Genomic DNA, 23,897 nt, shown 5'->3' on the forward strand with positions numbered 1-23,897 from the left:
TCTACAATTAAAACATCTATAGTTAACTTATTGTTTTCATTATATTTTGATTTACTGCTGCGCGGCATGACACCAATTAATGAGTGTATGGTGCAGGCCTCGGTTGGAATCTTGTCTATAAGAGTCAAAAGTGCACTGTCATCTTTAAAACTGTATTTTAAATAATTAAGACCTAAGACAATAGACTCTTTCATTCGTCCTGCTGCCTTGCCTGTAGGCGCACACAGACGTATATCAAGGTTCTGTCCCTGATTTAGATAAAGATGTAAAAATAAAAGTTTTAATACAGTTGTGGTTTTGCCGGTACCAGGTCCGCCTGAGATTATAGAAAAACCCTGATATATAGATAAAAGAGCACACAAAAGCTGATAGTTAAGCTCGCCTTCTCTTATATTAAAAAGCTTTGGCAGAATACCCTGAATTTTAGCTTCATCTATATATCTGTTTTTTTTCTTGGTGGCAATATACTGTGCAATATAGCTTTCATACAGATAATTGCGTCTTATATACAGGCGATTAAGACTTAAAATCAGAGGACATTCCTTATCTGTGCTGCTGTTATTATCCTCACAATCACGATCAACTGCTTTGAGGGCACTATCTTGTGTATCAGTGATGGCTTGTGTAGCTGCCATCTCTTTTATATTATCAGCAGCAGATGCAAAGCTTGCACTGTCTATAAGATTACTGTCTTTATATTCAATGCACTCAAGTAAAGAGTGACTTATTCTTTGTATATATCCCTCAAAGAGCTTTTTATCAAAATGCACAGCTCTAAAGTGTTTTTTATCCTGCGGGTAGGAGAGAGCGTAAAGTCTTATACTCTCCTTTTCATAGGCTTTGTAGGTATCAAGCACACCACCTGGTGTAAAAATGCTTTCAAGATTTAAACATACATCCTTGTTATCAAGATTGTGACAGAGCATTAAAATAAGGTAGATGGTATACAGACAGTCAAGCTCACGATCGCAAGCTACATGCTGCAACTTATTGTTATCAATAAGTTTTACATCGCAAAAGTACTTTTCATAGATAAAAGAGGCAATACATTTGGCACTGCCTGAGGCATAGCCAAAGTGTTTTTCTATCTGCTGTACATAATATAGTGTATTGTGCATTGTCTCTACTCCTTAGGATACAGCAGCTGTTCAATCTGCAGCACAAGATCATAATCAACTTTAGTATGAAAGACACCATGCTCATTATCATGGCCCATGCCTCTGACAAAGAGATATAAAACGCCTCCCATATGCCTGTCATAGTCATAATCCTTAAGGCGCAGCTTTAAATAACGATGCAAAACTACAGTATAGATAAGATACTGCACATCATAGCGATGATGTTCATTAAACATGACTCTGCCAATATTCTGCGCTCTGTAGTCAGACAAAGATGAGCCAAGATAATTTGACTTGTAGTCAAGCACAAAGTATTTGTATTCATTATCAATTTTAAAGCGCAGCACAAGATCCAGTGATCCGTTTAAATAACCGTCTATTATCTGTTTTTGCAAAGCCATGCCCTCAATAAAGGACTTGTCAGGGCAATCTTTGAATACCCTTAAGGCTTCCTTTTGACACAATCTGTTAAAATCCTCAATATCAAAGGCACTGCAGGGCATCAAAAACTGCATTTCTGCTATATAATCCATCTCTTTAAGATCACAAAGAGCATAGCTTTTATCAGTGCGACACAGAAGATCCTGACGTATGGCCCTGTCAAACCATGTACTTATTGCCATAAGGCTATTGTGTGCATAAAAACGATAGTCCTCATCAGGACAGCCATAAAGCCAGCTTTTTTTTAGCTTTATGGCATTGCTGTCTCCCTCTTTTAACACAATATCAGCTACAGCCTGAGCTAAAGCTCCGCCATCTAATCTGTCAAAGGCCGTTTTTTCAAAAATATTGTGCATAATGGTGCCAAAGACAGCGCCTTTTGGATAGTTTAAATTATTAAAACACTGCTGCACATCAAGCCCAGAGTGCGCAAGAGATGGCAGAATGACACTTACATCTTTATCTGCCATTTCATCTGTAAACTCATCTGCCACATAGTTTTCATCATTTTTTAAAAGAGCAGCCCTGTAGCTCTCAGCAAGCATGGCATTTTTGGTAATAGCAGAGTATGAGGTAAAGACAAAACGTCTGTCTATGGATTCAGGAAAAAAGATGCCTAACTCAAACTCATCATAATCATGTATCTCGCGCCTGTAGGTGTACTCTCTCTCACCAGTGTGCAGCACCTGTCCATCTTTTACTGTCAGTTCATGCAGGTGCATAGAGTCAGAGACAGAGCTAAAGGCATGTAAATTGTCATTTGTTATCTCAAATGAGCCTTTGCGTTCACTGCGCCCTGAGAGCAGAGCATTGACAGGACTTTGTTCATAGCCACGCACATGCTGTGTATCTACAGCATACATATAATTGGCATAGCGTGCCCTGGTCACAGCCACATATAAAAGACGTCTGTTTTCACAGCCTGAAGCCAGATCGCGGCTGTTTTTTGAAGCTGTGGCATTAAAGCCAATGACATAGGCGCCCTCATTTTCATCATAATAAGGAATAACTCTCTGATCGGCCATCTCCTTTTTTTGCGCCTTGAACCATAAAAATGGCATGATAACAATTGGAAACTCTAAACCCTTGGATTTGTGGATGGTTAAAACCTTGACCTGATCTCTTTGTGTATCAAGTCTTTTTTCAAAGGTACTGTCATCGGCAATTAGTGTACTATCCTGCGATTCAATAAGATCTATAAAATAACGCAGCTGTGCCATAACACCGCTTATGGAGTTGTGCACACCCTGTATGAGCTCTGCAATCTGATAGAGATTGGATATGCGCCTTAAGCCACCATGCTCTGACAGGCGGCGTCTTAGACAGTCATGGCTACCATCAAGATACCAGGTGGCAAAGGCTGATAAAAAGCCGTCTCTCTCCCAGACAAGACGGCATTTATTTAAAAGCTCAATTTCATGCTCATAGTGCTCATCAGAGCGCAGTGCATCAAACTCTTTGCCATTAAGACCTAAAAGTCTGCTGCCCAAAAGACGGTTTAGAGTAGATCTGCGTGTAGGCTCCATCATAGCCTGCATCAGATAGATGATGTTTTTGGCATCCTCACTTGGTTTTTCACCAGAGGCATCCTTTAGTACCGACTGTCTGTCAGAGTAATAGACAGATGGGATATTAAGCTTTTCAAGCTCCTCTGCTATATACTCATTTTCACTGCCAGAGCTTACTAAAACAGCTATGTCACCTGGACGTATTTCACACTCCACCCCATCCTTGACAATGCGTCCATGACTTAAAAGATGCACAATATCAAGCGCAGCTCTGCGTGCCACCATAAGCCTAAGTTCGGCTGCCTTATATTTATTAATTGTGTCGATGATGCTCACAGTAGTGCCGTTTTGGGCAAGAGATAATGAGTCTGTATCCTTTAAATAACTGTCCTTTGTAACATGACCTACCTTAAGATATTTTATATTGTCACTAATAAAGGCATTTTTATCGCTTTTGCCAATATCTGAGCTGAACATGGCATTGACAGACTCAATAATGGTCCTATCCGATCTGTAATTGGTATCTAAGGTTAAAATACCGACGCCGCCGGCTCTTTGCTGCAGCTTTTCAATAAGATTGCGGGCCTTTAGATAGGAGTTGATATCAGAGCCACGAAATTCATAGATTGACTGTTTTGGATCGCCAATTAGATAACAGGCAGCGCCGTTATCCTGAGCCTCTTCATTTAAATACAGCTTTTTAAAGATATTAAACTGTATAGGATCGGTATCCTGAAACTCATCAATCATGGCTACTCTGTAGCGCTGACGCAAAAGTCTGGCCAGAGCATCGCCACTCTCTTTGGTATTTAAAATATAAAAGAGTCTGGTTAAAACATCATTGGAGTAGATAACCTTATCTCTTTTACACAACAGCTCCACGCGCTCTCTGATGCAGATAACTGTCACCAGATTTATCAAAAGCACTATATCTGTAAATTCATTTAAAAGCTCACTACACTCAAGGGCAAATTCATAAAAGTATTTGCAGCTCTCTGCAAGCAGATTTGAATCAGCCACACTTGCAGACGTCAGTGAGCGTATACGCGAGCCATCTACAAAGTATTTATAAGGCTCATCAAAATCATTGCCAACAATGGCATCCACTGCCTCCTGCACCTGCGTAAGATCAAGGTTATCAATATCATCAATGGCCTGGTTTACAAGCTTTAAAAATAATAGACCGCGCTTTTGTGACAGCAGAGATTTATCGCTGCTTTTAAAGGCAAAGCCGTTGCCATTGCCTGACTTTGGATTATACAGAGCATAGAGTCTGTTCTTTATGCAATTGACACTGTCCTGGTCACAAAGACGTCTTTTAAAGATATCCCCAAGACTTGTTAAAGAATCATGTATTTTTACATAGGCTACAAGCTCATCTAAAGCCTCAACAGCGCTGGTAGCTTTTAGCTTTAGAGGCAGATTTATAATGTTATAGCCTAAAAAGCCTTGCTTTTTATCAGGCAGCACCACCTTTTCAAGATAACTGTTGTATTTATTAAAGAGTGTATAGCCATCTGTGCTTTCAAGATAATTGTCCTCAATGAGTTTTAATCTGTCAGATTCAGGGTAGAAAAGATAGCGCCACATGCTCTGTGCCGCCTCTTTTTGATATTTGCCAATATCTATGACAAATTCATTTTCAAAAGCCTCACCTGTCTCAAAGGCATAAATACGGTTCAATGCCTTGTTGCAAAAAGAATGTATAGTGTAGATGGATGCAGTATCCACAGATCTTTCAGCTCTTTTTAAAATCTGCAGCGCCCCAGAGAGAGTTTTTAGATTGTCATCCTCAAACTCTTCAATAATCTCAACTAGCTGTGTCTCATATTGAGTTTTATCAAAGTGTTCCCTGTCCTTTAAATATTTTTCAAAGCCAAGGCGCGCATAACGTATTTTCTCTCTGACCCTAGCCTTTAAATCAGCTGTGGCCTTTTCTGTAAAGGTTACAATAAGAATATTCTCAAGATTTAAAGGTCCATCCTTATGCGCTGTATTGTTATGCATGCCAGAGCCTAAAAGCAGTCTTATAACAAGATAGCTTATAGTATAGGTCTTGCCCGTGCCGGCACTGGCCTCAATAAGTGATGAGAGTTTAAGATCAAAGTTTTTGATTACAAGTGTATTTGAGCTCATAACTTCTACTCACTCCCTGCACCAAAGTGCTGTAAAATATATTCTGTATAAAACTCAAAAAAATCATGTAAATTGGACAATAATATCCCATGCTCAAGTACAGTAGGCACATCATTGAACACATAGTCAAAAGAGGCATTGCCACTTTCTTTTAGCTGTATACTTGCAATAAATTCCTCAAAGTCATGCTCTTTACCAAAATCAAGTGTGCCTATAAGTCTGTCACACCATGGCTGCGGCCGTCTTAGACCAAAGATCATAAAACTTAAAACCTCATTCATAAAACTCTCTGCCTCATCGTGGGTAAACCCATTAAAGCACAAGGTGCTGCCAACAGAGTCAATGGCATAGAAAGTTGAGTCAAAACCATTTAGAGCATTAAAGGCACTGTACAGAGCACAGCTTACAGCCACCTTATATGGCACCTTACCCATCTCAAAGGTGTTAAAGGCAAAGATTTTATAATTACACTGCCTGTGCGCACTTCTTAGCTCTATCTTATGCATCATACGCCCCGATGGTGCATACTCATCCACCATAAACTCAAAAACACTGCTGCTATCTTTATCAAAAACCTCAAGTGTGTCTTTGGCTATAGCGCATATAGCCTTACACAAAGCGCAGAATTTTAATTTAAGCTCAGCTATGACCTCCTGTGCAAAAACACCATAAGGTATACTGCCATCACGTCTTTTATCTTCAATAAAGCTCTCTAATGCCTTGTAGACAGATGGGGGCAGATTATAACTTGTGCCCTGCACCGTAACTCTTACCAATGAGTTTTCATCAGTTACACCAAAGAGATCATCTATAAGATTTTTACCCACAAAGAGCGATTCAATCAAATCATTAAACAGCAGATTTATATCAAAAGATCCCAAGGCAAAACTTTCATGATCGGCAAGTGACATGGCCCTTACATCAGAGACATAGATATCAAGCACTCTTTTTAAAAAGAAGCGGCAGGGACATCTTAAAAAATCCTCAACCTCCGACAGATCAAAAAACAGATTCTGTGCAATTTCATTGGAAAAGCTCTCAAAACCAAGATATGGCATATAGTCAAGTTCCTTGACTTCATAGATACACTGATAAAAATAGTCACGGTTAAATGAAGGATGATAGAGTACATGCTGCTGACCATTATCCTCTAAAAAATTATCTGCATCATAACCATGCAGTCTCTCCTCTTTTATAAGGCGTGACAATATGGACTTTTCATCACAGCTACCGTTTTCAAGTACAAGACTGTCTGACAGATAATCTAAAAGCTCAGAGAGTACAATTGATGGATTACGCACTGAATTGTCAACAGCATCACGGCCTATATAGGATAAATACAGTGACTGTCTTGCTGAAATTATGGCCTCTAAAAATAAAAATCTGTCCTCAGCTGATGCAGATCTGTCACCGCGACGTATAAGATCTGGCACTGACATTAAATTAAAGTTTAAAAGCACATCCTGACGCGGAAATTCACCATCATTAAGGCCCAGCACAAAAACATGCTCAAAAGGTACTGCTCGCATTGGCACTAGTGAGCAGAAGTTAATCTTGTCACGCAAAAATGGCGAGAACTCATTGCTCTTGCTAAATTCACTCTCAAGCATGGATCTGAATGTGGCAAGAGTGATTTTAGGCTTTTGCTTTAAATCGCCAATTATAGCTGCAATATCATCAAGAGCAGCAGCAATAATAGCTATAACCTCCTGACAGGCGACATCCTGCGTATCAAAAAAGTCGGCTATAAGCTTATTTATCATGCTCTGCCAGCTGCTGTTGTGCTCATCCTTGATCTCAAGAGCAAGACTTGGAATAAAGGTCTGCTTTAAATTGGCCACTTTATAGATAAAGCTGTACACAGATGAGAGTGTTTTTAAATCAGAGCCCTCAATATCAAGATAGACATCATCCTTTACAGAGCTACCAAGCAGTGTACCCTCCACCATGCGCTTTAACCCATGACCAAAGGTAAAAGGCAGATGCTCACCAAGCTCTAGTGCCTCATTACCATCACAGTCAAATAAAAAGGCTGTATCATCAATACCCCAGAGCACATTGTTGTCATTAAACCAGCGCCCTATAAGCTCAAGATCATCTGAGCTAATATCAAATTTAGAGGCAATGGCAGGAATGGTAAGCATATCTAAAATAAAATTGCTTGTTATTCTTTTTTTATCTATGCTAAGCAGACTTATAAGCGCATCAGCCACAGCATTTTCCTGACCTGATGATCTGTCTGATATGGCATAGGGCAAAGATATCTCATCTTTAATATCAGGGGAGAAGACACTTTGAATATATGGAGCATAGGCATTGATGGCAGGAACCATAACCACAATATCACGCGGTCTTAATTTTTGTCCCCTGATCCTGTAGGAGTTAAAGAGCTCTAAAATTTTGTCCTTTAAAACCTCAACCTCACGCATCTTTGTATGACAGGAGTGAATCTCAAGCGATCTGTCATTATTCCGTAGCACATATCTTGTCTCATCTGTACTCTCATCAAGCTCTAAAAGACGTCTTTTTATTTCAGATAAAAGGCAGGTGCCCTCAATGTCGGCAAAGGCTGAGATGAAGTTTACACTCTCGTCATACTCCATGAGCAAGGATAGATTATCCCTACCCTGCCTGCCAAGAGATAAAAGCAGAGCATTACCCTCCTGTCTTATGCCATCTGTATAATCCTCACTTGCATAGTTAAAATTCTTAACCTCATAGTTTTTACGCTGATAAGGCAGGGAGAGCATATTATCTTTGGCATATTTTCTTGCAAGCAGCTTTTTAAAATCCTCAAACTTTTCTACATAGCTGTCTTTAATATCTCCCCAGTAATGCGCGCAGGGATTTAAAAGCATGATAAAAACCTGACTTATGGTGGAGAGTGCCTGCAGTATTTCAATAACAGCCACAGGTAGTGAGGATACACCAAAAACAAAGATACGCTGTGGTACAAGATCACTAAGTTCCCTGTTGTTTTTAAGCGCTCTCTTTAGCGCATCTAGCATCTGCGCTCTGTCAGCCATAACACTTAAACAGGCTGTATCATAATCCTCACTTTGTGTCTCAACGGCCTTTAAATCAAGATTTTCACGCAAAAGACACCACAGCCTTATCTGCCAGATATTCTCCTCAAGATTGGTTTTAATGCGCAGATAGGCACTATTTGAACGCACCCTGCCGCCTGCTGTATACTTAGCCACCCTCTCAATCCAGGCACCAATGGCTCCTGACTCAGAGCTGTCTGTCATATAGTAGGCAAAATCATCTTTTGTGAACTTATTCCACTCAAGAATATAATCAGTTCTGTACATCTGATACTGATCAAAGATATCGGCAATCCTGCCTGAGAGCTCATAAGCCTTATCGCCTGTCACATCATATTGTGTATAGTCTGCAAGTTTATGAAAGTAAAAGGCATACTCACCCTCATCCTGCTCCCATATATGGCGCAAAGAGAAAATATTAAGTCTTAAATAATCAGAGGAAAATGGATTTCTGGTTTCTGTAAGATTATGAATGGATTTGTAAATCTCCCATATAATCTGCCAGACATGTACATAGCGACAGTTAGCCTGTACGCCTGAGTAATTGGCAAGCTCCTGACTTAAATAGGTTTTCATACCACTGTTCATAACCAGTATGCTCTCACGCATAAATGGATCAGGCAGCGGGTTTTCACTAATAATACGGGCACAGATCTGAGATAGAACCTGCAGATCATTGGAATTGACAATATTGAGGGTATCAGTATGCATAGGCCTGCTTCTTTTTTTAAGACTACTTATGCCTATACAATAGCAAAAATCTATTCCACATTTCAGAAAAAGCACAAAATAATTTGTACTTTTTTAAACACGCTCTGATATAAGCCATAAGAGGCATAAAAGCTATATTGACCCATTAGAGGATAATCTTGTAAATAATGTTTTATAAAGGCTTTGAGTAACAATAATGCAGCCAGCTTGGGTTAAATGCACCAAGATTATAAGCTTTAGTGAATGGAGCTGACCTGAGCAAGTAAAACAGATCTGAGATTTTAGTGTAGAAAAATAATATGGTGTACAGATGAAAAGAGCCGGATATCCGGCCCTTTTCATGGTTATAAGAAGAATTACTTCTTGTAACGACGAGCCAGGTTGTCAAGACGCTCGTTAGCACGGGCGGCATCTGACTTAACGAAAGCAACATCGTTAGCCAGCTTTGACTGCTGGGTCTTTAAAGCATCAACGTCGGCAGCAATAGCGTCAACCTTTGCATTTAACTGGTCTAAAGCTGGTGATGTGCAGCCTACTAATGCAGTTGCGCCGAGTGCTAAAGCACCTAATAATGCTGAATACTTAGTCATGTTATTCTCCAATACTGTTTAAACAGACAAAATACAACTTTAAGTTGTTATAGCCATTCTAATACACTTTTGCAAAAGTGGCGCATTTTTGAGTAAAAATTTTTATTAATTTTTATAAAGCCAGTTGATGTATTGCTCTAAAGCGTGATCTATAGTAGATAATCCGCTTTCATGCTGAAAGCCCTGCCTGATTGCCGATCCGCTGAGTGTTACCTCGTTGACCATCTGATAGGACATGGCATCATACATGCTAAGTTTGACCACAATATTCTGACTCTCAAAAGTCTTCTCTGCCCAGTATATAATCTGTGGATGCACTAAAATATTACAGCCTTTTGCCTGCACTTCGGCCCTGGCTGAATGTTCATCATAGCTCTGCAGCAGATAGGTGGCCGGCGAGTGCTGGGCAAATTTGTCATAGGTTATCTTCTGAATATAGGCACCTGACTGTCTGTAAAGTATATTGCCATTGCGCTCATCATAGGCCTTTATCACACATATACTGTCGGAGACTCTGACAAAGCGGTTGTGTTTGGTCATGGCAATGTGCTTTGAGCCTACACTTGCAGGAATCTGATTTTTATAACTGTCAGACTGTGTCTGAGACGGAGGCATCTGACAGCCTGCAAACAGCAAAGCTGAGGTTAGTGTTCCAAGGAGAAAAAGCAGTTTTATTTTTATCATGGTTAAAATCCCTTATACTCTTTTACTACTGCAACTAAATCATCAAAGACTTCTATATTGTCTATCTTGCCCTGCTCCTCTTGTATATGCTCTCCTACAAGCAACAGTTTTTTGACGCCGGCCCTACGCGCTGCAATAAGATCGCCTGCATGATCGCCAATCATAATTGAGGCGCTAAGATTGAGGTTAAGATCCTCCTTGGCCTGCAAAAACATGCCTGGCTTTGGCTTTCTGCACTCACAGTCACATCTGTAGCTCTCAAGCGTGGCCTCAGGATGATGCGGGCAGAAATAAATGGCATCAAACAAAGCATAATTATACTCAAGGCTCTCCTGCATATAATCGCAAAGCTCCCAGAAATCATCCTCTGAATAATAACCCCTGCCAATACCTGACTGATTGGTGACTAAAATCAGTCTATAGCCTTTCATGCGTATGGCATATAAAGCCTCAGGCACACCCTCTATAAAATGAAAATCTTCAATTTTTCCAACATAGCCGCTATCTACATTGATAACGCCGTCTCTGTCAAAAAAGACTGCCTTGTCCATAGTTAACATAATCAGTATAAATTACACTTTAAAAGCTGCTGTTTATAATTGTCAGACATTCTTTTGACACTCTGTGCAATACGCAGCAGAGAATCCTTGCCCTTGTAGCTGCCGCTGGCATAGCCACCCCAGCCTTCATGATAGTTTAAATACTGTCTGTAGGCATCGGTCAGAGGTACATTGTTGATCTTTTTACTCTTGGTCATGTACCAGCCAATAAAATCAAGGGCATCATCAAAGTCATCACGATCAGAAAAATAGGAGCCCTGCTCTTCAAGATATTCGCTCCATACTGCATCCTGAGCCTGCGCATAGCCATAGGCTGATGAGCCTCTACCATAAGGTATGAATAAAAACCAGCGCATAGGAGGCTTGGCATCGTCCACAAAGCCCGATTCATGAAACATTATGGACATAGCCACATTTATAGGCACACCATATTTCTTATGTACTTTATGAGCTGCCACATACCAGCTGTCCTTTTCCTGAAATATAGAGCACAGATCGCGTGGATTTGCTGGTGGTGTAGTGGAGCAGGCACTTAAAACAAAGGCACTTATTCCAAGGCACAGGGCTGTAACTTTAGTCCACGTCTTTTTTTGCATTGCTCTCTCCTGATATAAAAAAGGTACAGCTATATTTTAACAGCTGTACCTTCAAAAAAGTATACGCACGTTTTATTTAGATGGCGTCCTCGCCTTCCTCGCCAGTACGGATTCTGATTACACGCTCAACATTTGACACAAAGATCTTGCCATCGCCGATTTTACCGGTGTGCGCACCTTTTATGATAGCCTCAATGCATGCATCTACATCATCATCTTTTACAACAAGTTCAAGTTTGGCCTTAGGTAGAAAATCCACTACATATTCGGCACCACGATAGAGCTCGGTATGACCTTTCTGACGGCCAAAGCCTTTTACCTCAGACACTGTCATACCTGAAATACCCTTGGAGCTTAGTGCTTCGCGCACATCATCTAATTTAAAAGGTTTAATGATAGCTACAATCTTTTTCATGTACTTTTTCCGTTTTAAATACGGTCCTCTATAATATTCTTGTACAGTTTCTGCGCTGCACTGCTTTATAGCAGACAGCATCTGCTGATATGTGCCTATTATAAACACAATTTACTTTAATTAAGCACTTTGACTCTGTCACAATTCTGACATCATTTATTGATTTTATATTTAGTTTTTTGTCACATGGCTCTGAAAACAGCATTAACAAGCCATTTGTAAAATATGGCACACAATTTGCTCATAGGTGTTTATCCAAATTTAAAACATGATTTTTTTTACAGGAGCCTAAAAATGGATAGAAATTATTCACCTTTTGCATCATATTGGAGCTTAACCACTTTCATGGTCTGGTTATTTAGCATGACTGTTTTACTGCTTGTTCTTCCATTTGAGTTTGTATCACCGGATCTTGCAGCAAGCATTGACAGCCACAGACAGTTCCTGTACCTGGCGCTTATAGTGGAAATTTCAAACTTCATTGCCATTGGTGTACTTAAAGTGTACAACTCAGTACGCTCCAAGAAATACGCCAAGTATGTAGAAGAGAGCGTCAACACCGCCGTAGAAAGACTGGACTTTGCCGAGCGTGCTCTTTTGCGTGAATTTGTTCTGCAAAGAAAGTCAGTATTAAATCTGCCTCTGAGTGAGCCTACTGTAAGTTCACTTCTTGACAGCCATATTTTAGTTCAGACCTCAGGTGAGGATGGTTCTGGCCGTGCAGGTATCTGCATCTCCAAGGTAGCAAGACCACTTATCACCTACAAGGTAATAGGTCTGTCACGTACCAAGATGTCAGAGCAGATGTTAGATCAGATTATGTCAGCCCGCCCTGCCTTTGCCCGTGATGAGAACGAGCAGCCAAGAGCCTACAGAGGTATGCGCGCAGCTTAAAGATTTACAAACAAGGCTCGTTAAGGTGGCTTCGGCCACCTTTGCCGACACACAGCACCCAAACCTTTATCTACTCTTTATCTCCACCTAAACTGCCCTTTTACACAATCTTTTTTCCACTATATCCGCACAGATCTTTATATTAAGTATACCTGCCTAAAATACAGATCTATAATAGCTATAAATTTCATGCAAGCGGAGAGGCTATGTCATCACATTTAACCGATAAAAATATTGCACTTGATCTGGTACGCGTCACTGAGGCAGGAGCCCTGGCCGCCGCCAGATTTTTTGGAAGAGGCGACAAAAATGGCGCAGATGGCGCTGCTGTAAATGCCATGGCACAGGCCTTTGCCTCACTTAACATCAAAGGTACAGTGGTAATTGGCGAGGGTGAAAAAGATAAGGCGCCAATGTTTTATCATGGTCAGGAAGTCGGCACAGGCAGCGGTGTGGCCTTTGATATTGCCATTGATCCGGTTGAGGGTACCAATGCTGTAGCCTTTGGCAGACAAAATGCGCTGGCTGTTGTAGGTATCAGCCCAAGAGGCACTATGTTCAATCCAGGCAAGAGTTTTTACTGTAAAAAAATCTGTGCCGGCGCCGAGGCTGCCCAAGTCCTGGATATTGACGCACCAATTGAAGATACACTACAGAAAGTGGCTTTAGCTCTTGGCAAAGATATACGTGATGTCAATGTCTTTGTACTGGACAAACCGCGTCACAATGAACTTATAGAGCGTATACGCCTGGCAGGTGCCCGTGTACATCTGCACAGTGACGGCGATGTGGCTGGCTCACTTATGGCCGTAGATCCAAGATCGCCAATTGATCTTATGGTAGGCACAGGCGGTACTCCAGAGGGTATTATCTCAGCCTGCGCCATCAAAGGCTCTGGCGGTCAGATGCTTACCAAATTGGACCCTCAATCAGAAGGTGAGTACAAGGCTATTATTGATCAGGGCATTGATGTAAATATGGTGCGCTCTATTGACGATCTTATTACCTCAGATGAGTGCTACTTTGCAGCCACAGGCATATCTGAAGGTGAAATTTTAAGAGGCGTGCAGTATGAAGGTCTATATGCAGTAACCTCATCTCTGACCACACGTGGCAGAACGGGCACCATACGTTATATAGAAGCCTGGCACAACCGCGCTAAACTGGCCCGTATGTCAGGTCTTGATATCTAATTTATAAGCAGCTTTGGCTATTGCCCTAAAGTACATAGGCCATGATGGCAGCTAGCATGGCCTTTTGTTTATGTATCTTAAAAGAGTATGCAAGATCCTAAATTTAATCACCCGTATATAAAGATAATATAATAGGATGTAGAACTGATATTACCAATAAAACCCTTACAAACAATAAGTTATACAAGGTAATAGACTTTAGATCTCATAGCTTGCATTAGATTAAGTATATATTTGGTACAAAGGAAAATCTTTGGACTTTTTCATCTCTACAGTATTTTTGCCTTCATGCATCAAGATTTTTTAGGCATTGGCAAAGGCAATAGACTTACCCCTCAATGATTGGCAAAGCAACCCTTAATGGCGTGTCATTGACGGATCCTGCAACCTGTTTTAGCTTTTGCTCTCTTTTTTTAAAAGTGTCTGCTATTTGCCTCAATCTGCGTGGTACTGTGTCGTTTTTTTGGTGTATCAGAAGCGCCTACAGAGCTAACTTGCCGTGACTTTAGAGCAACATTCTCATCTAAGTCATTGTTTTTATGAATATTGTTCTGATACATTTCAGGCACAATGGGTTTAAACTTAAGTGTATCAGGCATATTTATACTCTAAGAAAGGTAGTATTGAGTGTTGCAAACTTACAGTCATCGGCAGTGGCTTTAGAGCTGCTATTCTCACTGTCAGAATAAAGCTGAGCCTCACCTATAATACAGTAGCTCCTTTTAGCGCCTGCAACCAATAACATAGGATTTTTAGCCTCGCTGGTCCTTATAGGAACGTAATTTATTTATTGCTATAGCCTACATAATTTGCAAAGCCGCGTTTAGAGACTGTCCTATGTTATTAAACTGCACTTTATCGCCACTTATTTGCTTATACCCTGCAATGATACTGCCTATGGTGCTGTCTAGGATGCAGTCTGCATGATTATTATCAGACACTGTCTAATCGTAGATGTGCAAATCTTTAAATTAGTCAGTCAAATACTGATGCTTATGCGGTTACGTAAAGATACAAAGCTTAAGATTAATGAAAACTTTATTACACAAAAAACTAGAAACATAATTTATGACAAAGAGTACAGCAGCTTTTATGAAATAAGCTTTGCTGGTCTTAGTACACATGATTATAGAGAAATAATTGAAGATAAGGTCATGATTTTAAGTTAACGCTTTAAAGAGCCTTTTAAAGGCTAATGCTATAGTCAGATATCTAGAGCTTTAAATATTGCAGACAATGCAGATCTGCTATAAATAAACGACCAAAATACTTAAGATTTTTAAAAAAGATCAAAAAAAACGATGCACTCTAAAGCCATTATAAGGTCATTTACAAATCAAGATAGCTTGCCTGAAAATGTACAAACTGTGTGCTCATAAATGCAAAAGGTCCGGATAAATCCGGACCTTTTTATTGAATATTAAACTTTTAAAAGTTTAAATTACTCAATGATCTCGCCTACAACGCCAGCACCTACAGTACGGCCACCCTCACGGATAGCGAAGCGCTCGCCCTTGGCCATAGCAACTGGGTGGATCAGAGAAACGATCATCTTGGTGTTGTCACCTGGCATAACCATCTCTACGCCCTCACCGAGGTCGATAGTGCCGGTGATGTCAGTTGTACGGAAGAAGAACTGTGGACGGTAGCCCTTGAAGAATGGGGTGTGACGGCCGCCTTCATCCTTTGACAGAACGTAAACCTCAGCATCGAACTTGGTGTGAGGAGTGATGGTGCCTGGCTGAGCCAGAACCTGACCACGCTCAACCTCATCACGCTTGGTACCACGGAGGAGAACACCAACGTTATCACCAGCCTGACCCTGGTCAAGTAACTTACGGAACATTTCAACGCCAGTAACGGTGGTCTTGGTTGTTGGACGGATACCAACGATTTCAACTTCATCACCAACAGTAACGATACCACGCTCAACACGGCCAGTTACTACAGTACCACGGCCTGAAATTGAGAATACGTCCTCGATTGGGAGGAGGAATGGGTGATCGATGTCACGCTTTGGCTCTGGGATGTATGAATCAAGAGCTGCTGCTAACTCGAGGATCTTCTCTTCCCACTTAGCTTCGCCATTTAAAGCGCCTAAAGCTGAACCACGGATAACTGGAGTGTCATCACCTGGGAAGTCGTACTGTGAAAGAAGCTCACGTACGTCCATCTCTACTAACTCTAAGAGCTCCTCGTCGTCAACCATGTCGCACTTGTTTAAGAATACAATGATGTATGGTACGCCTACCTGACGAGCAAGAAGGATGTGCTCACGGGTCTGTGGCATTGGGCCGTCAGTAGCGGCACAAACTAAGATAGCGCCGTCCATCTGAGCAGCACCGGTAATCATGTTCTTAACGTAGTCAGCGTGGCCTGGGCAGTCAACGTGAGCGTAGTGACGGGTCTCGGTGTCGTACTCTACGTGTGAAGAGTTAATGGTAATACCACGTGCCTTCTCTTCTGGAGCGTTATCGATCTGATCGAAAGCTCTAACCTCACCGCCAAACTTCTCTGACAGAACCTTGGTCAGAGCTGCAGTTAAGGTGGTCTTACCGTGGTCAACGTGGCCGATAGTACCTACGTTTACGTGTGGTTTAGAACGTACAAACTTTTCCTTTGCCATTTTTAATATTCCTATTTTAAGGTGTGGCAGGCTTAGTGCCTGTCACACGTTTGAAACAAAATTACTTGGTTTGACGAGCAGCGATAACTGCATCGGCAATATTCTTTGGAGCCTCAGCGTAATGGCCAAATTCCATTACATATGAAGCACGGCCTTGGGTCTGAGAACGCAGGTCAGTTGCATAACCAAACATCTCAGCAAGAGGTACCATAGCACGAACAATCTTGCCAGTTGGACCATCTTCCATGCCCTCAACGATGCCACGACGACGGTTTAAGTCACCGATAACATCACCCATGTACTCCTCAGGAGTATCTACCTCAACCTTCATTAAAGGCTCAAGCAGAACTGGGGTTGCCTTCATGAAGCCTGCCTTAAAGGCCATAGAAGCTGCAATCTTGAAGGCCATTTCTGATGAGTCAACTTCGTGGTAAGAACCGTCATATACGGTTACCTTTACGTCGACGATAGGATAGCCGGCCAGAACACCGTTGGCGATCTGCTCCTGAACACCCTTGTCAACTGCAGGGATATATTCCTTAGGAATAACACCACCTACAACCTCGTTGCCGAACTCATAGCCCTTGCCAGGCTCTAAAGGCTCAATACGTAACCAGCAGTGACCGAACTGACCGCGACCACCTGACTGACGTACGAATTTGCCTTCCTGCTCAACCTGTGAACGAATTGTCTCACGATATGCTACCTGTGGCTTGCCGACATTGCAGTCAACAGAGAACTCACGACGCATACGGTCAACAATAATGTCAAGGTGAAGCTCACCCATGCCAGAGATAATAGTCTGGCCAGACTCTTCATCAGTGTGAACACGGAATGAAGGATCTTCCTGAGCTAAGCGGTTAAGAGCAATACCCATCTTCTCCTGATCGGACTTGGTCTTTGGCTCTACCGCAACAGAAATAACTGGATCTGGGAACTCCATACGCTCAAGGATGATTGGAGCTGACTCAACACACAGAGTATCACCAGTGGTGGTCTCCTTTAAGCCGATGGCAGCTACGATATCGCCGGCGTAGATTTCCTTAATTTCATTTCTTGAGTTAGCGTGCATCTGAACCAGACGTCCAAAACGCTCACGCTTCTGCTTAACTGAGTTTAATACAGTGTCACCAGAGTTAATTACACCTGAATATGAACGCAGGAAGGTTAAGTTACCTACGAATGGATCAGTTGCAATCTTGAATGCTAAAGCTGAGAATGGCTCCTTATCAGAGGCTTTACGCTCATCTGGAGTACCATCAAGCTTCTCACCCTTAACAGGTGGAATATCAATTGGTGAAGGCAGGTACATAACAACAGCGTCAAGCATAGCCTGAACACCCTTGTTCTTGAAAGCACTGCCGCAGCACATTGGAATAATTTCGTTGCGAAGTGTACGGGCACGGATACCTTTAATGATTTCCTCTTCGGTGAGCTCTTCACCACCGAAGTATTTATCCATTAAAGTCTCATCGGCCTCAGCAGCGGCTTCAACAAGCTTTGAACGCCACTCTTCAACTTCTTCAACCATATCAGCTGGAATATCTGTGTACTCAAAGGTTAAACCCTGATCTTTCTCATTCCAGTCAATGGCTTTGCGCTTTAATAAGTCAACGATACCAACAAATGAATCTTCCTTACCGATTGGAAGCATGAGTGGAACAGGGTTGCCCTTTAAGCGGGTTCTGATCTGCTCTACTACACGTAGGAAGTTAGCACCGGTACGGTCCATCTTGTTTACGAAGGCGATACGTGGTACCTGGTACTTGTTGGCCTGACGCCATACAGTCTCTGACTGTGGCTGTACACCACCTACTGCACAGTAAACCATAACGGCACCGTCAAGAACACGCATTGAACGCTCTACCTCGATGGTAAAGTCTACGTGTCCTGGGGTGTCAATAATGTTAAAACGGTACTGCTTAGGGAACTGACCTGCCATACCCTTCCAGAAACAGGTGGTGGCTGCAGAGGTAATGGTAATACCACGCTCCTGCTCTTGGGCCATCCAGTCCATGGTGGCGGCGCCATCATGTACTTCACCTAACTTGTGGCTTTTACCGGTATAGAACAGAATACGCTCGGTAGTAGTGGTCTTACCTGCATCAATGTGTGCACTGATACCGATATTGCGGTATAACTCAATTGGAGTAGTACGTGCCATTTATATAAAACCTCTTTATTACCAGCGGAAGTGAGCAAAGGCCTTGTTAGCCTCAGCCATACGGTGAACGTCTTCACGCTTCTTAACTGCTGAGCCCTTGTTCTCTGAGGCATCCATCATCTCACCGGCTAAGCGGAGAGCCATGGTCTTCTCATGACGTGAACGGGCAGCGTCAACTAACCAGCGCATTGCTAAAGCATTGCCACGGGCAGGACGAACCTCAACAGGAACCTGATAGGTGGAACCACCTACACGGCGAGACTTAACCTCTACTGCTGGACGAATGTGCTCCAGAGCCTCCTCGAACAGGGCGAGGTGCTCCTTGCCGCTCTTCTGGGAAATGGTGTCTAATGCGCCATATACAATGCTCTCTGCAATTGATTTCTTACCATCAAGCATAACAACATTGATGAATTTTGCTAACAGTTCTGAACCGAACTTTGGATCAGGTAAAATCTTACGCTGACCTACAACACGACGTCTTGGCATTTATAAATCCTCGTTACTTCAGGGTTATCCAAAACTAAAATTTTAAAACTAGCACTACTGCTGTTTGGCCTTACTCTAGCGGGGATGTCTATTAAGCCTTAGGCTTCTTGACACCATACTTTGAGCGACCCTGCTTGCGATCTTTAACACCTGAGCAGTCCAGTGAACCGCGAACAGTGTGATAACGAACACCTGGTAAATCCTTAACACGACCGCCACGGATCATTACAACAGAGTGTTCCTGCAGATTGTGTCCTTCACCGCCAATGTATGAAGTTACTTCAAAACCATTGGTTAAGCGAACACGGCAAACCTTACGCATAGCTGAGTTTGGCTTTTTAGGCGTAGTTGCGTAAACGCGAGTACATACACCACGCTTCTGTGGGCAGGCTTCCAAGGCTGGAACCTTGTTCTTAGCAACTACCTTAACACGTGGCTTACGTACTAACTGATTAATAGTAGCCATTAAATAAAATCTCCTGTTAGTCCTTAATGGACAGACTTTACTCTCCCTTGAATATTCAAGGGGCACCGTATTTTATAACTTTTATTTGCTCTTTTGCAACAAAAATAAAGGCAAGTGATAAATTATTTTTTTGGTCGCATTATCACAAAGTAGGTGTTTTCTTATAATACAGGTATTGACTATGTCATAAATCACTTAAAATCAAGCACATGTGTTAATTTTTGCTTTCTAGCCTATTCGTATTCATCAAAAAAATCTGTATCTATTTTTTTGATAAAATATGTTTTCTCCACCGAAACTCCAAAATTGTACTCAATCATTAGCTTTGCAAGCTTCCTTCCATCTATAAGAACCATCTTTTTACCTGTTTTTTCTAGCGAACTTGCAAACTCAACAGCATCAGCTGTAAATTCAGATGTAGTTATAAAAATCATTTTTGCATCGTTGTTGTAGCACGCTCCTAAAAAACTCTGTAACACTGGTCTGCCTATCTTATTGTTACTGTGCCATTTTTTAACCTGTATGTATATTCTATCGAGTCCAAGCTTGTCAGATGAAATGATGCCGTCAATGCCTGCGTCTTTTGATTTTTGTGTGACTGCGTTTTTATTGTACTGAAATTCTCCATATCCCATATGTATAAGCAGTCTTATAGCAAGCTTTTCAAATTCATAATCTGATACTTTCTTCTGTATCATTTCAAGCAACCTGGTAGCAAGTTCATCATTAAGCGTTGTGACTGCTCGTTCAAGCTGCTCTGTAGGAGTGAACTCCAATATTTCGACTTCTTTAGTGTTGATTTCTGATGACCCGCAGCCATTCTTTCTATTTAGAAAACTTTGAAATGCTGGATACTCAAGCAAATCTTTTGGGCTAATTTCTTTTTTAGTGGATATTAAATCTGATCCTTCATCAGTTATCTGATAAATACCACGTCTTTTACTTTTAATTATACCAGCCTGTTTTAAATATGTTCTTGCCCATCCCACTCGGTCTTTCAAACGACTAGAGCCACTTGTCAGTTTCTCATTTATGTCATCTTCACTTAAAGCATAATATCTAATACAGTACTCTATGGTCTCTTTTATAGAATACTCTTTACCATCACTAAGACACAGGAGAACTGGAGTTAAAAACTTATCGAATTTAGGAACTGCCATTTACCCCCCTTTACCTGTTTCTTTGCACAATCGTTCTAATTAGATTAATCACAGCCAACATTTAATAATTCTTTTTATTAATTAAAAGTTTCCCAAAAATCTGTACTATTAAACGGCTTCAATATTTGACGCTATCATAAAGGAAAGTTGTTCCACTCAAGAAGCCGTTTAAATAATAGCATATTTAAGTGTCTATGAACTCTTTTTGGGCCTGCCAACCGGTCTTTTAATCTTGTCAGTTTTTTCAATTTTAGGTCTGCCAGGTTTTCTTTTGGGTCCAATAAATTCAGGCTTTTTCTTTGGTCTTCCTCTTGGTTTGGGCTCAGATGTAACTCCTTGCGAGTCCACTTCTTTTTTCTCTTTATGAGGTCGACCAGCTTTAGCTTTTCTAAGTTTTTCAGGTGCCTGCTTATTGGTACAAAGTCCAAGTTTAATTAATGCCTCAAAGCTCGATTTAACCCCCACTTCCCAGTATCCATCATCTAAATCAGGTATGCCTTCAATAGGTGGATCAGTTCTTCTCCATACGGCATTGAGATCTTCCATAAGCTCTCCATATGTTATGCCGTTTAGTACATTATTTTCCTCAAGCTTGTTTAGAATCCTTGATGTAATCAAGGTTGATATGAAGTTTATAAACTCAAGACCCTGCACAGAAAAGTCATTGTGAACTCTTGTCTCATCAAAGTACTCTTCATTTTTATAGCGATTAAACATAAGCTCAAGAAGCCATCGCTCCTTGAATGTCTTATATACAGAAGATGGTTCTAGATCTAAATCTGACTCAAAAACAATCAATCCGGACTTTTCTTCTCTAGATTTATACTCCTGAGCGTCAAATGAGTTGTTTTTTATCGTTCTCATTATGTAGTTTGTATTTTCTTTTGCATAGCCTGATATATCTCTGAAAGAATACAGATAAAGACCGTCTTTTGTTACAACTTTCCTGCAAACTACTGCTTTTTCCTCATATCTGATGGCACTGTCAAACTCTAAAAGAGAATACTCACTGATTCGTACATCATTGCGCCTTATTGGGGTTATATAGTGAAGATCTTTGTGCTCAGCGAGCTCCTGTCTAATTTTATTTGGTGGAAAGCCTTTGTCGGTTACTATAATTCCTTTTTCTATATTATTGTTCCTAATAAAGGCTCTATAAGCAGAGGCATCTATAATGTTTCCAGGTAAAATCATAGAGCATAATGGCTCCATGGTTTCTATTACATAAGCATAGATAATAGAGACATCTCTGCAACCTTTGACACGAGACTTCCTTGAAAAGTTAGACAAATCGTTAACTATACTTGTATTCTGCTTAAGAGTTCCATCTATAGCAATATGACAAGAAGGCAGGAGTCTGTCTATACGTCTTGCATAAAAATCATGCATCAATTGAGAATTTGAGCCAAGGTGGTAGATGAACTTTGCTACTGTATTCTTGCTAAGGCCCACATAAGGTATAAATTTTGAAATAAAACAATGCTCATAGGCGGACTTCAATCTTGTATTTGTAACTCTAGGTCTTATTACCCTTAGCAAGGCCATAGCGAGAATTGTATCCACATCCCCGCACTCATACACGGCCCTCAAATCGTCTTTTATATCGCCGACTACCGAGAAAGCAAGAGCACTGGCTCCATAAGACAATTTATCTGGCATTACTCCCTGAGATACAATTTTAGTCTCTTTGGCAACATAACGACCATCAATAATATGACCAATAATAGCTCCATTGATAGGCTGGGCCTTTCCTTTGGCATCATACTTAGTACCAGATCTTTGACGAACAGCGTACCTATATCTGCCAGTTCCAGATAGAACTACGACAGTATTTGTAGGTCTTGGGACGGCTCTTATATTCTCAGGTATAGACATAACTAAAACCCTCAAAATATTATCTATTAATTAAGATATAACTGTACATATTATATCATATATGTACAGTTAAAATAATATATTTATAGTATTTTTTTATGGATTTTATTAATAATGTCACAATAATAGAGCAAAGAAGAATCTGTTGTTAACAAAGGATTTATGTAATTATTTGGTAAGATTAGGGAGATAGTGAATATGATATAATGAGCTTAAAGTAAATCCCCATTAGTACAGTTTATGGGGAATCTTTTAATTAATGTCGTAGTTCTTTAAAATTTGCGATTTTTTACATAGATATTTTGACACATGATCTTGAATATTACATCGCATGATCGGGTAGCCCTTTCGGGCTCCCACACCACCCACCGTACCGTTCGGTAGTAGGGCGGTTCCTAACAAGCGCTAGAGATCCTTGAATGCAGGGTCTCTAGCTCCGCGGTTATAGTTGTCCAGCCCTCGTTTATCAGTATCTGATTGTTAAGTGCTCTGTGGATCCCTTGGTTTTTCGATAATTTCCAATAACTGTTTGAGCTGTATGCCATAGTGCCATCTCCGATGGCGGGGGCTTTTGACCATCTCAGCTTGAACTGTCTGTAGCGGTTTTGTGGGGTCTTCCATTGTTTCCATAGGAGTTGCCTGACGCGTCTTCTGATCCAAGCATCGATTTTCCTTGCCCATGATGTTGGTATGGCTTCACCAAAGTAGTTTACCCACCCTCTGAGTAGATACTTCAGCTTAGCTTTGACGACAGCAATGCCGCCTTTACACCTTCTATCTAGTATGAGCTTTACCTTTTCCTTGAGTTTCTTCCTCTTTTTGTCGTGCACAGTTGTGAAATATTGATCCTTTGGCTTTGCCTGCTTTCTTGTCTTTGAGACACATCTAGCGCTTAGAAATGCAAAACCTAGGAATTGCATATCCTTGCCGACATGCACTATTTTGGTTTTCTCTCTGTTCACCTTGAGGAATAGCTTGTCCTCTATATACCGTGTTACCCACTCTAAAACTCTCTCTGCACTTTTCCTGCTACTGCAGAATATGCACATGTCGTCGGCGTATCTGACAAATTTCCTGTCTCTGGCGTCCAACAGTTGATCAAGTTCGTTGAGGAGTATGTTTGCAAGTACCGGACTACACACAGCCCCTTATGTAGATATAGATATTATGCCAAGTTAGTATAGTTTTTAAATTGATTTTTATAAACTTTCATTTTTTTAACTT

At 41.1% G+C, this 23,897-nt stretch carries 18 protein-coding genes (1 of these 18 running past the window's edge); 2 read left to right on the forward strand and 16 right to left on the reverse strand.

Features of this window, described 5'->3' with window-relative positions:
- The 8 genes from recD to DRZ93_RS06340 all read right to left on the reverse strand — a co-directional run.
- Positions 1-1,118: the beginning of an exodeoxyribonuclease V subunit alpha gene (gene recD / locus DRZ93_RS06305; protein ID WP_113746140.1), read on the reverse strand. The gene continues 1,183 nt to the left of window position 1, outside the view; only the first 1,118 of its 2,301 coding nucleotides appear in the window; it begins with the start codon at positions 1,116-1,118; its stop codon lies off the left edge, out of view.
- Positions 1,119-1,123: 5 nt separating this feature from the next.
- Positions 1,124-5,203: a UvrD-helicase domain-containing protein gene (locus DRZ93_RS06310; protein ID WP_113746141.1), complete on the reverse strand. Its 4,080-nt coding sequence runs from the start codon at positions 5,201-5,203 to the stop codon at positions 1,124-1,126.
- Between the two features lie 5 nt (positions 5,204-5,208).
- Positions 5,209-8,961, reverse strand: a complete 3,753-nt coding sequence (recC, locus tag DRZ93_RS06315) for an exodeoxyribonuclease V subunit gamma (RefSeq protein ID WP_113743118.1) — start codon at positions 8,959-8,961, stop codon at positions 5,209-5,211.
- A gap of 356 nt (positions 8,962-9,317) precedes the next feature.
- A complete protein-coding gene (locus DRZ93_RS06320; RefSeq protein WP_113743119.1) occupies positions 9,318-9,551 on the reverse strand; it encodes an LPP leucine zipper domain-containing protein in 234 nt (77 codons plus the stop codon).
- Between the two features lie 105 nt (positions 9,552-9,656).
- Positions 9,657-10,235, reverse strand: coding sequence for a hypothetical protein (locus DRZ93_RS06325; protein ID WP_113743120.1), 579 nt, complete (start codon positions 10,233-10,235; stop codon positions 9,657-9,659).
- 2 nt (positions 10,236-10,237) lie between these two features.
- Entirely contained in the window at positions 10,238-10,795 is a 558-nt protein-coding gene (gene gmhB, locus DRZ93_RS06330) for a D-glycero-beta-D-manno-heptose 1,7-bisphosphate 7-phosphatase (RefSeq protein WP_342767046.1), read from the reverse strand.
- Between the two features lie 2 nt (positions 10,796-10,797).
- On the reverse strand, positions 10,798-11,391 hold the full coding sequence (locus DRZ93_RS06335; protein ID WP_113743121.1) for a transglycosylase SLT domain-containing protein: 594 nt from the start codon (positions 11,389-11,391) through the stop codon (positions 10,798-10,800).
- A 76-nt stretch (positions 11,392-11,467) separates the two neighbouring features.
- The gene (locus DRZ93_RS06340) at positions 11,468-11,806 is read right to left on the reverse strand and encodes a P-II family nitrogen regulator (RefSeq protein ID WP_113743122.1); all 339 of its coding nucleotides are present in this window, start codon (positions 11,804-11,806) and stop codon (positions 11,468-11,470) included.
- Positions 11,807-12,100: 294 nt separating this feature from the next.
- Between DRZ93_RS06340 and DRZ93_RS06345 the strand changes: the two genes are divergently transcribed.
- Both DRZ93_RS06345 and glpX read left to right on the forward strand, forming a co-directional pair.
- The gene (locus DRZ93_RS06345) at positions 12,101-12,700 is read left to right on the forward strand and encodes a super-infection exclusion protein B (protein ID WP_172458096.1); all 600 of its coding nucleotides are present in this window, start codon (positions 12,101-12,103) and stop codon (positions 12,698-12,700) included.
- Between the two features lie 206 nt (positions 12,701-12,906).
- Positions 12,907-13,893, forward strand: a complete 987-nt coding sequence (glpX, locus tag DRZ93_RS06350; RefSeq protein ID WP_113743124.1) for a class II fructose-bisphosphatase — start codon at positions 12,907-12,909, stop codon at positions 13,891-13,893.
- Between the two features lie 601 nt (positions 13,894-14,494).
- On the opposite strand, the gene DRZ93_RS13535 is transcribed toward glpX, so the two are convergent.
- From DRZ93_RS13535 to DRZ93_RS06395, 8 genes are all read right to left on the reverse strand, one after another.
- Positions 14,495-14,638: a hypothetical protein gene (locus tag DRZ93_RS13535; RefSeq protein WP_172458098.1), complete on the reverse strand. Its 144-nt coding sequence runs from the start codon at positions 14,636-14,638 to the stop codon at positions 14,495-14,497.
- Between the two features lie 696 nt (positions 14,639-15,334).
- Positions 15,335-16,519 carry an elongation factor Tu gene (tuf, locus tag DRZ93_RS06365; protein ID WP_113743125.1) on the reverse strand — a complete coding sequence of 395 codons (1,185 nt, stop codon included), beginning with the start codon at positions 16,517-16,519 and terminating at the stop codon, positions 15,335-15,337.
- A gap of 61 nt (positions 16,520-16,580) precedes the next feature.
- Positions 16,581-18,683, reverse strand: coding sequence for an elongation factor G (gene fusA / locus DRZ93_RS06370; RefSeq protein ID WP_113743126.1), 2,103 nt, complete (start codon positions 18,681-18,683; stop codon positions 16,581-16,583).
- Between the two features lie 18 nt (positions 18,684-18,701).
- A complete protein-coding gene (rpsG, locus tag DRZ93_RS06375; protein ID WP_113743127.1) occupies positions 18,702-19,172 on the reverse strand; it encodes a 30S ribosomal protein S7 in 471 nt (156 codons plus the stop codon).
- A gap of 91 nt (positions 19,173-19,263) precedes the next feature.
- Positions 19,264-19,638, reverse strand: coding sequence for a 30S ribosomal protein S12 (rpsL, locus tag DRZ93_RS06380; RefSeq protein ID WP_113746145.1), 375 nt, complete (start codon positions 19,636-19,638; stop codon positions 19,264-19,266).
- 233 nt (positions 19,639-19,871) lie between these two features.
- Positions 19,872-20,798: a restriction endonuclease gene (locus DRZ93_RS06385; protein WP_113746146.1), complete on the reverse strand. Its 927-nt coding sequence runs from the start codon at positions 20,796-20,798 to the stop codon at positions 19,872-19,874.
- Between the two features lie 192 nt (positions 20,799-20,990).
- Complete coding sequence (locus tag DRZ93_RS06390) at positions 20,991-22,673, reverse strand: transposase (protein WP_113745435.1); 1,683 nt, start codon at positions 22,671-22,673, stop codon at positions 20,991-20,993.
- Between the two features lie 395 nt (positions 22,674-23,068).
- Positions 23,069-23,815, reverse strand: a complete 747-nt coding sequence (locus DRZ93_RS06395; RefSeq protein ID WP_113745613.1) for a reverse transcriptase domain-containing protein — start codon at positions 23,813-23,815, stop codon at positions 23,069-23,071.
- Positions 23,816-23,897: the final 82 nt, after the last annotated feature.

It is taken from the genome of Anaerobiospirillum thomasii, assembly GCF_900445255.1.
Taxonomy (GTDB): Bacteria; Pseudomonadota; Gammaproteobacteria; order Enterobacterales; family Succinivibrionaceae; genus Anaerobiospirillum_A; species Anaerobiospirillum_A thomasii.

What these genes read in the sequence shown, in the direction of transcription:
- DRZ93_RS06335 (WP_113743121.1), bottom strand. Translation starts at nt 11,391, where the DNA reads ATGCAAAAAAAGACGTGGACTAAAGTTACAGCCCTGTGCCTTGGAATA.
- glpX (WP_113743124.1), top strand. Translation starts at nt 12,907, where the DNA reads ATGTCATCACATTTAACCGATAAAAATATTGCACTTGATCTGGTACGC.
- DRZ93_RS06325 (WP_113743120.1), bottom strand. Translation starts at nt 10,235, where the DNA reads ATGATAAAAATAAAACTGCTTTTTCTCCTTGGAACACTAACCTCAGCT.
- rpsG (WP_113743127.1), bottom strand. Translation starts at nt 19,172, where the DNA reads ATGCCAAGACGTCGTGTTGTAGGTCAGCGTAAGATTTTACCTGATCCA.
- gmhB (WP_342767046.1), bottom strand. Translation starts at nt 10,795, where the DNA reads ATGTTAACTATGGACAAGGCAGTCTTTTTTGACAGAGACGGCGTTATC.
- DRZ93_RS06310 (WP_113746141.1), bottom strand. Translation starts at nt 5,203, where the DNA reads ATGAGCTCAAATACACTTGTAATCAAAAACTTTGATCTTAAACTCTCA.
- tuf (WP_113743125.1), bottom strand. Translation starts at nt 16,519, where the DNA reads ATGGCAAAGGAAAAGTTTGTACGTTCTAAACCACACGTAAACGTAGGT.
- DRZ93_RS13535 (WP_172458098.1), bottom strand. Translation starts at nt 14,638, where the DNA reads ATGTTATTGGTTGCAGGCGCTAAAAGGAGCTACTGTATTATAGGTGAG.
- DRZ93_RS06340 (WP_113743122.1), bottom strand. Translation starts at nt 11,806, where the DNA reads ATGAAAAAGATTGTAGCTATCATTAAACCTTTTAAATTAGATGATGTG.
- rpsL (WP_113746145.1), bottom strand. Translation starts at nt 19,638, where the DNA reads ATGGCTACTATTAATCAGTTAGTACGTAAGCCACGTGTTAAGGTAGTT.
- DRZ93_RS06345 (WP_172458096.1), top strand. Translation starts at nt 12,101, where the DNA reads ATGGATAGAAATTATTCACCTTTTGCATCATATTGGAGCTTAACCACT.
- DRZ93_RS06320 (WP_113743119.1), bottom strand. Translation starts at nt 9,551, where the DNA reads ATGACTAAGTATTCAGCATTATTAGGTGCTTTAGCACTCGGCGCAACT.
- fusA (WP_113743126.1), bottom strand. Translation starts at nt 18,683, where the DNA reads ATGGCACGTACTACTCCAATTGAGTTATACCGCAATATCGGTATCAGT.
- DRZ93_RS06385 (WP_113746146.1), bottom strand. Translation starts at nt 20,798, where the DNA reads ATGGCAGTTCCTAAATTCGATAAGTTTTTAACTCCAGTTCTCCTGTGT.
- DRZ93_RS06390 (WP_113745435.1), bottom strand. Translation starts at nt 22,673, where the DNA reads ATGTCTATACCTGAGAATATAAGAGCCGTCCCAAGACCTACAAATACT.
- recC (WP_113743118.1), bottom strand. Translation starts at nt 8,961, where the DNA reads ATGCATACTGATACCCTCAATATTGTCAATTCCAATGATCTGCAGGTT.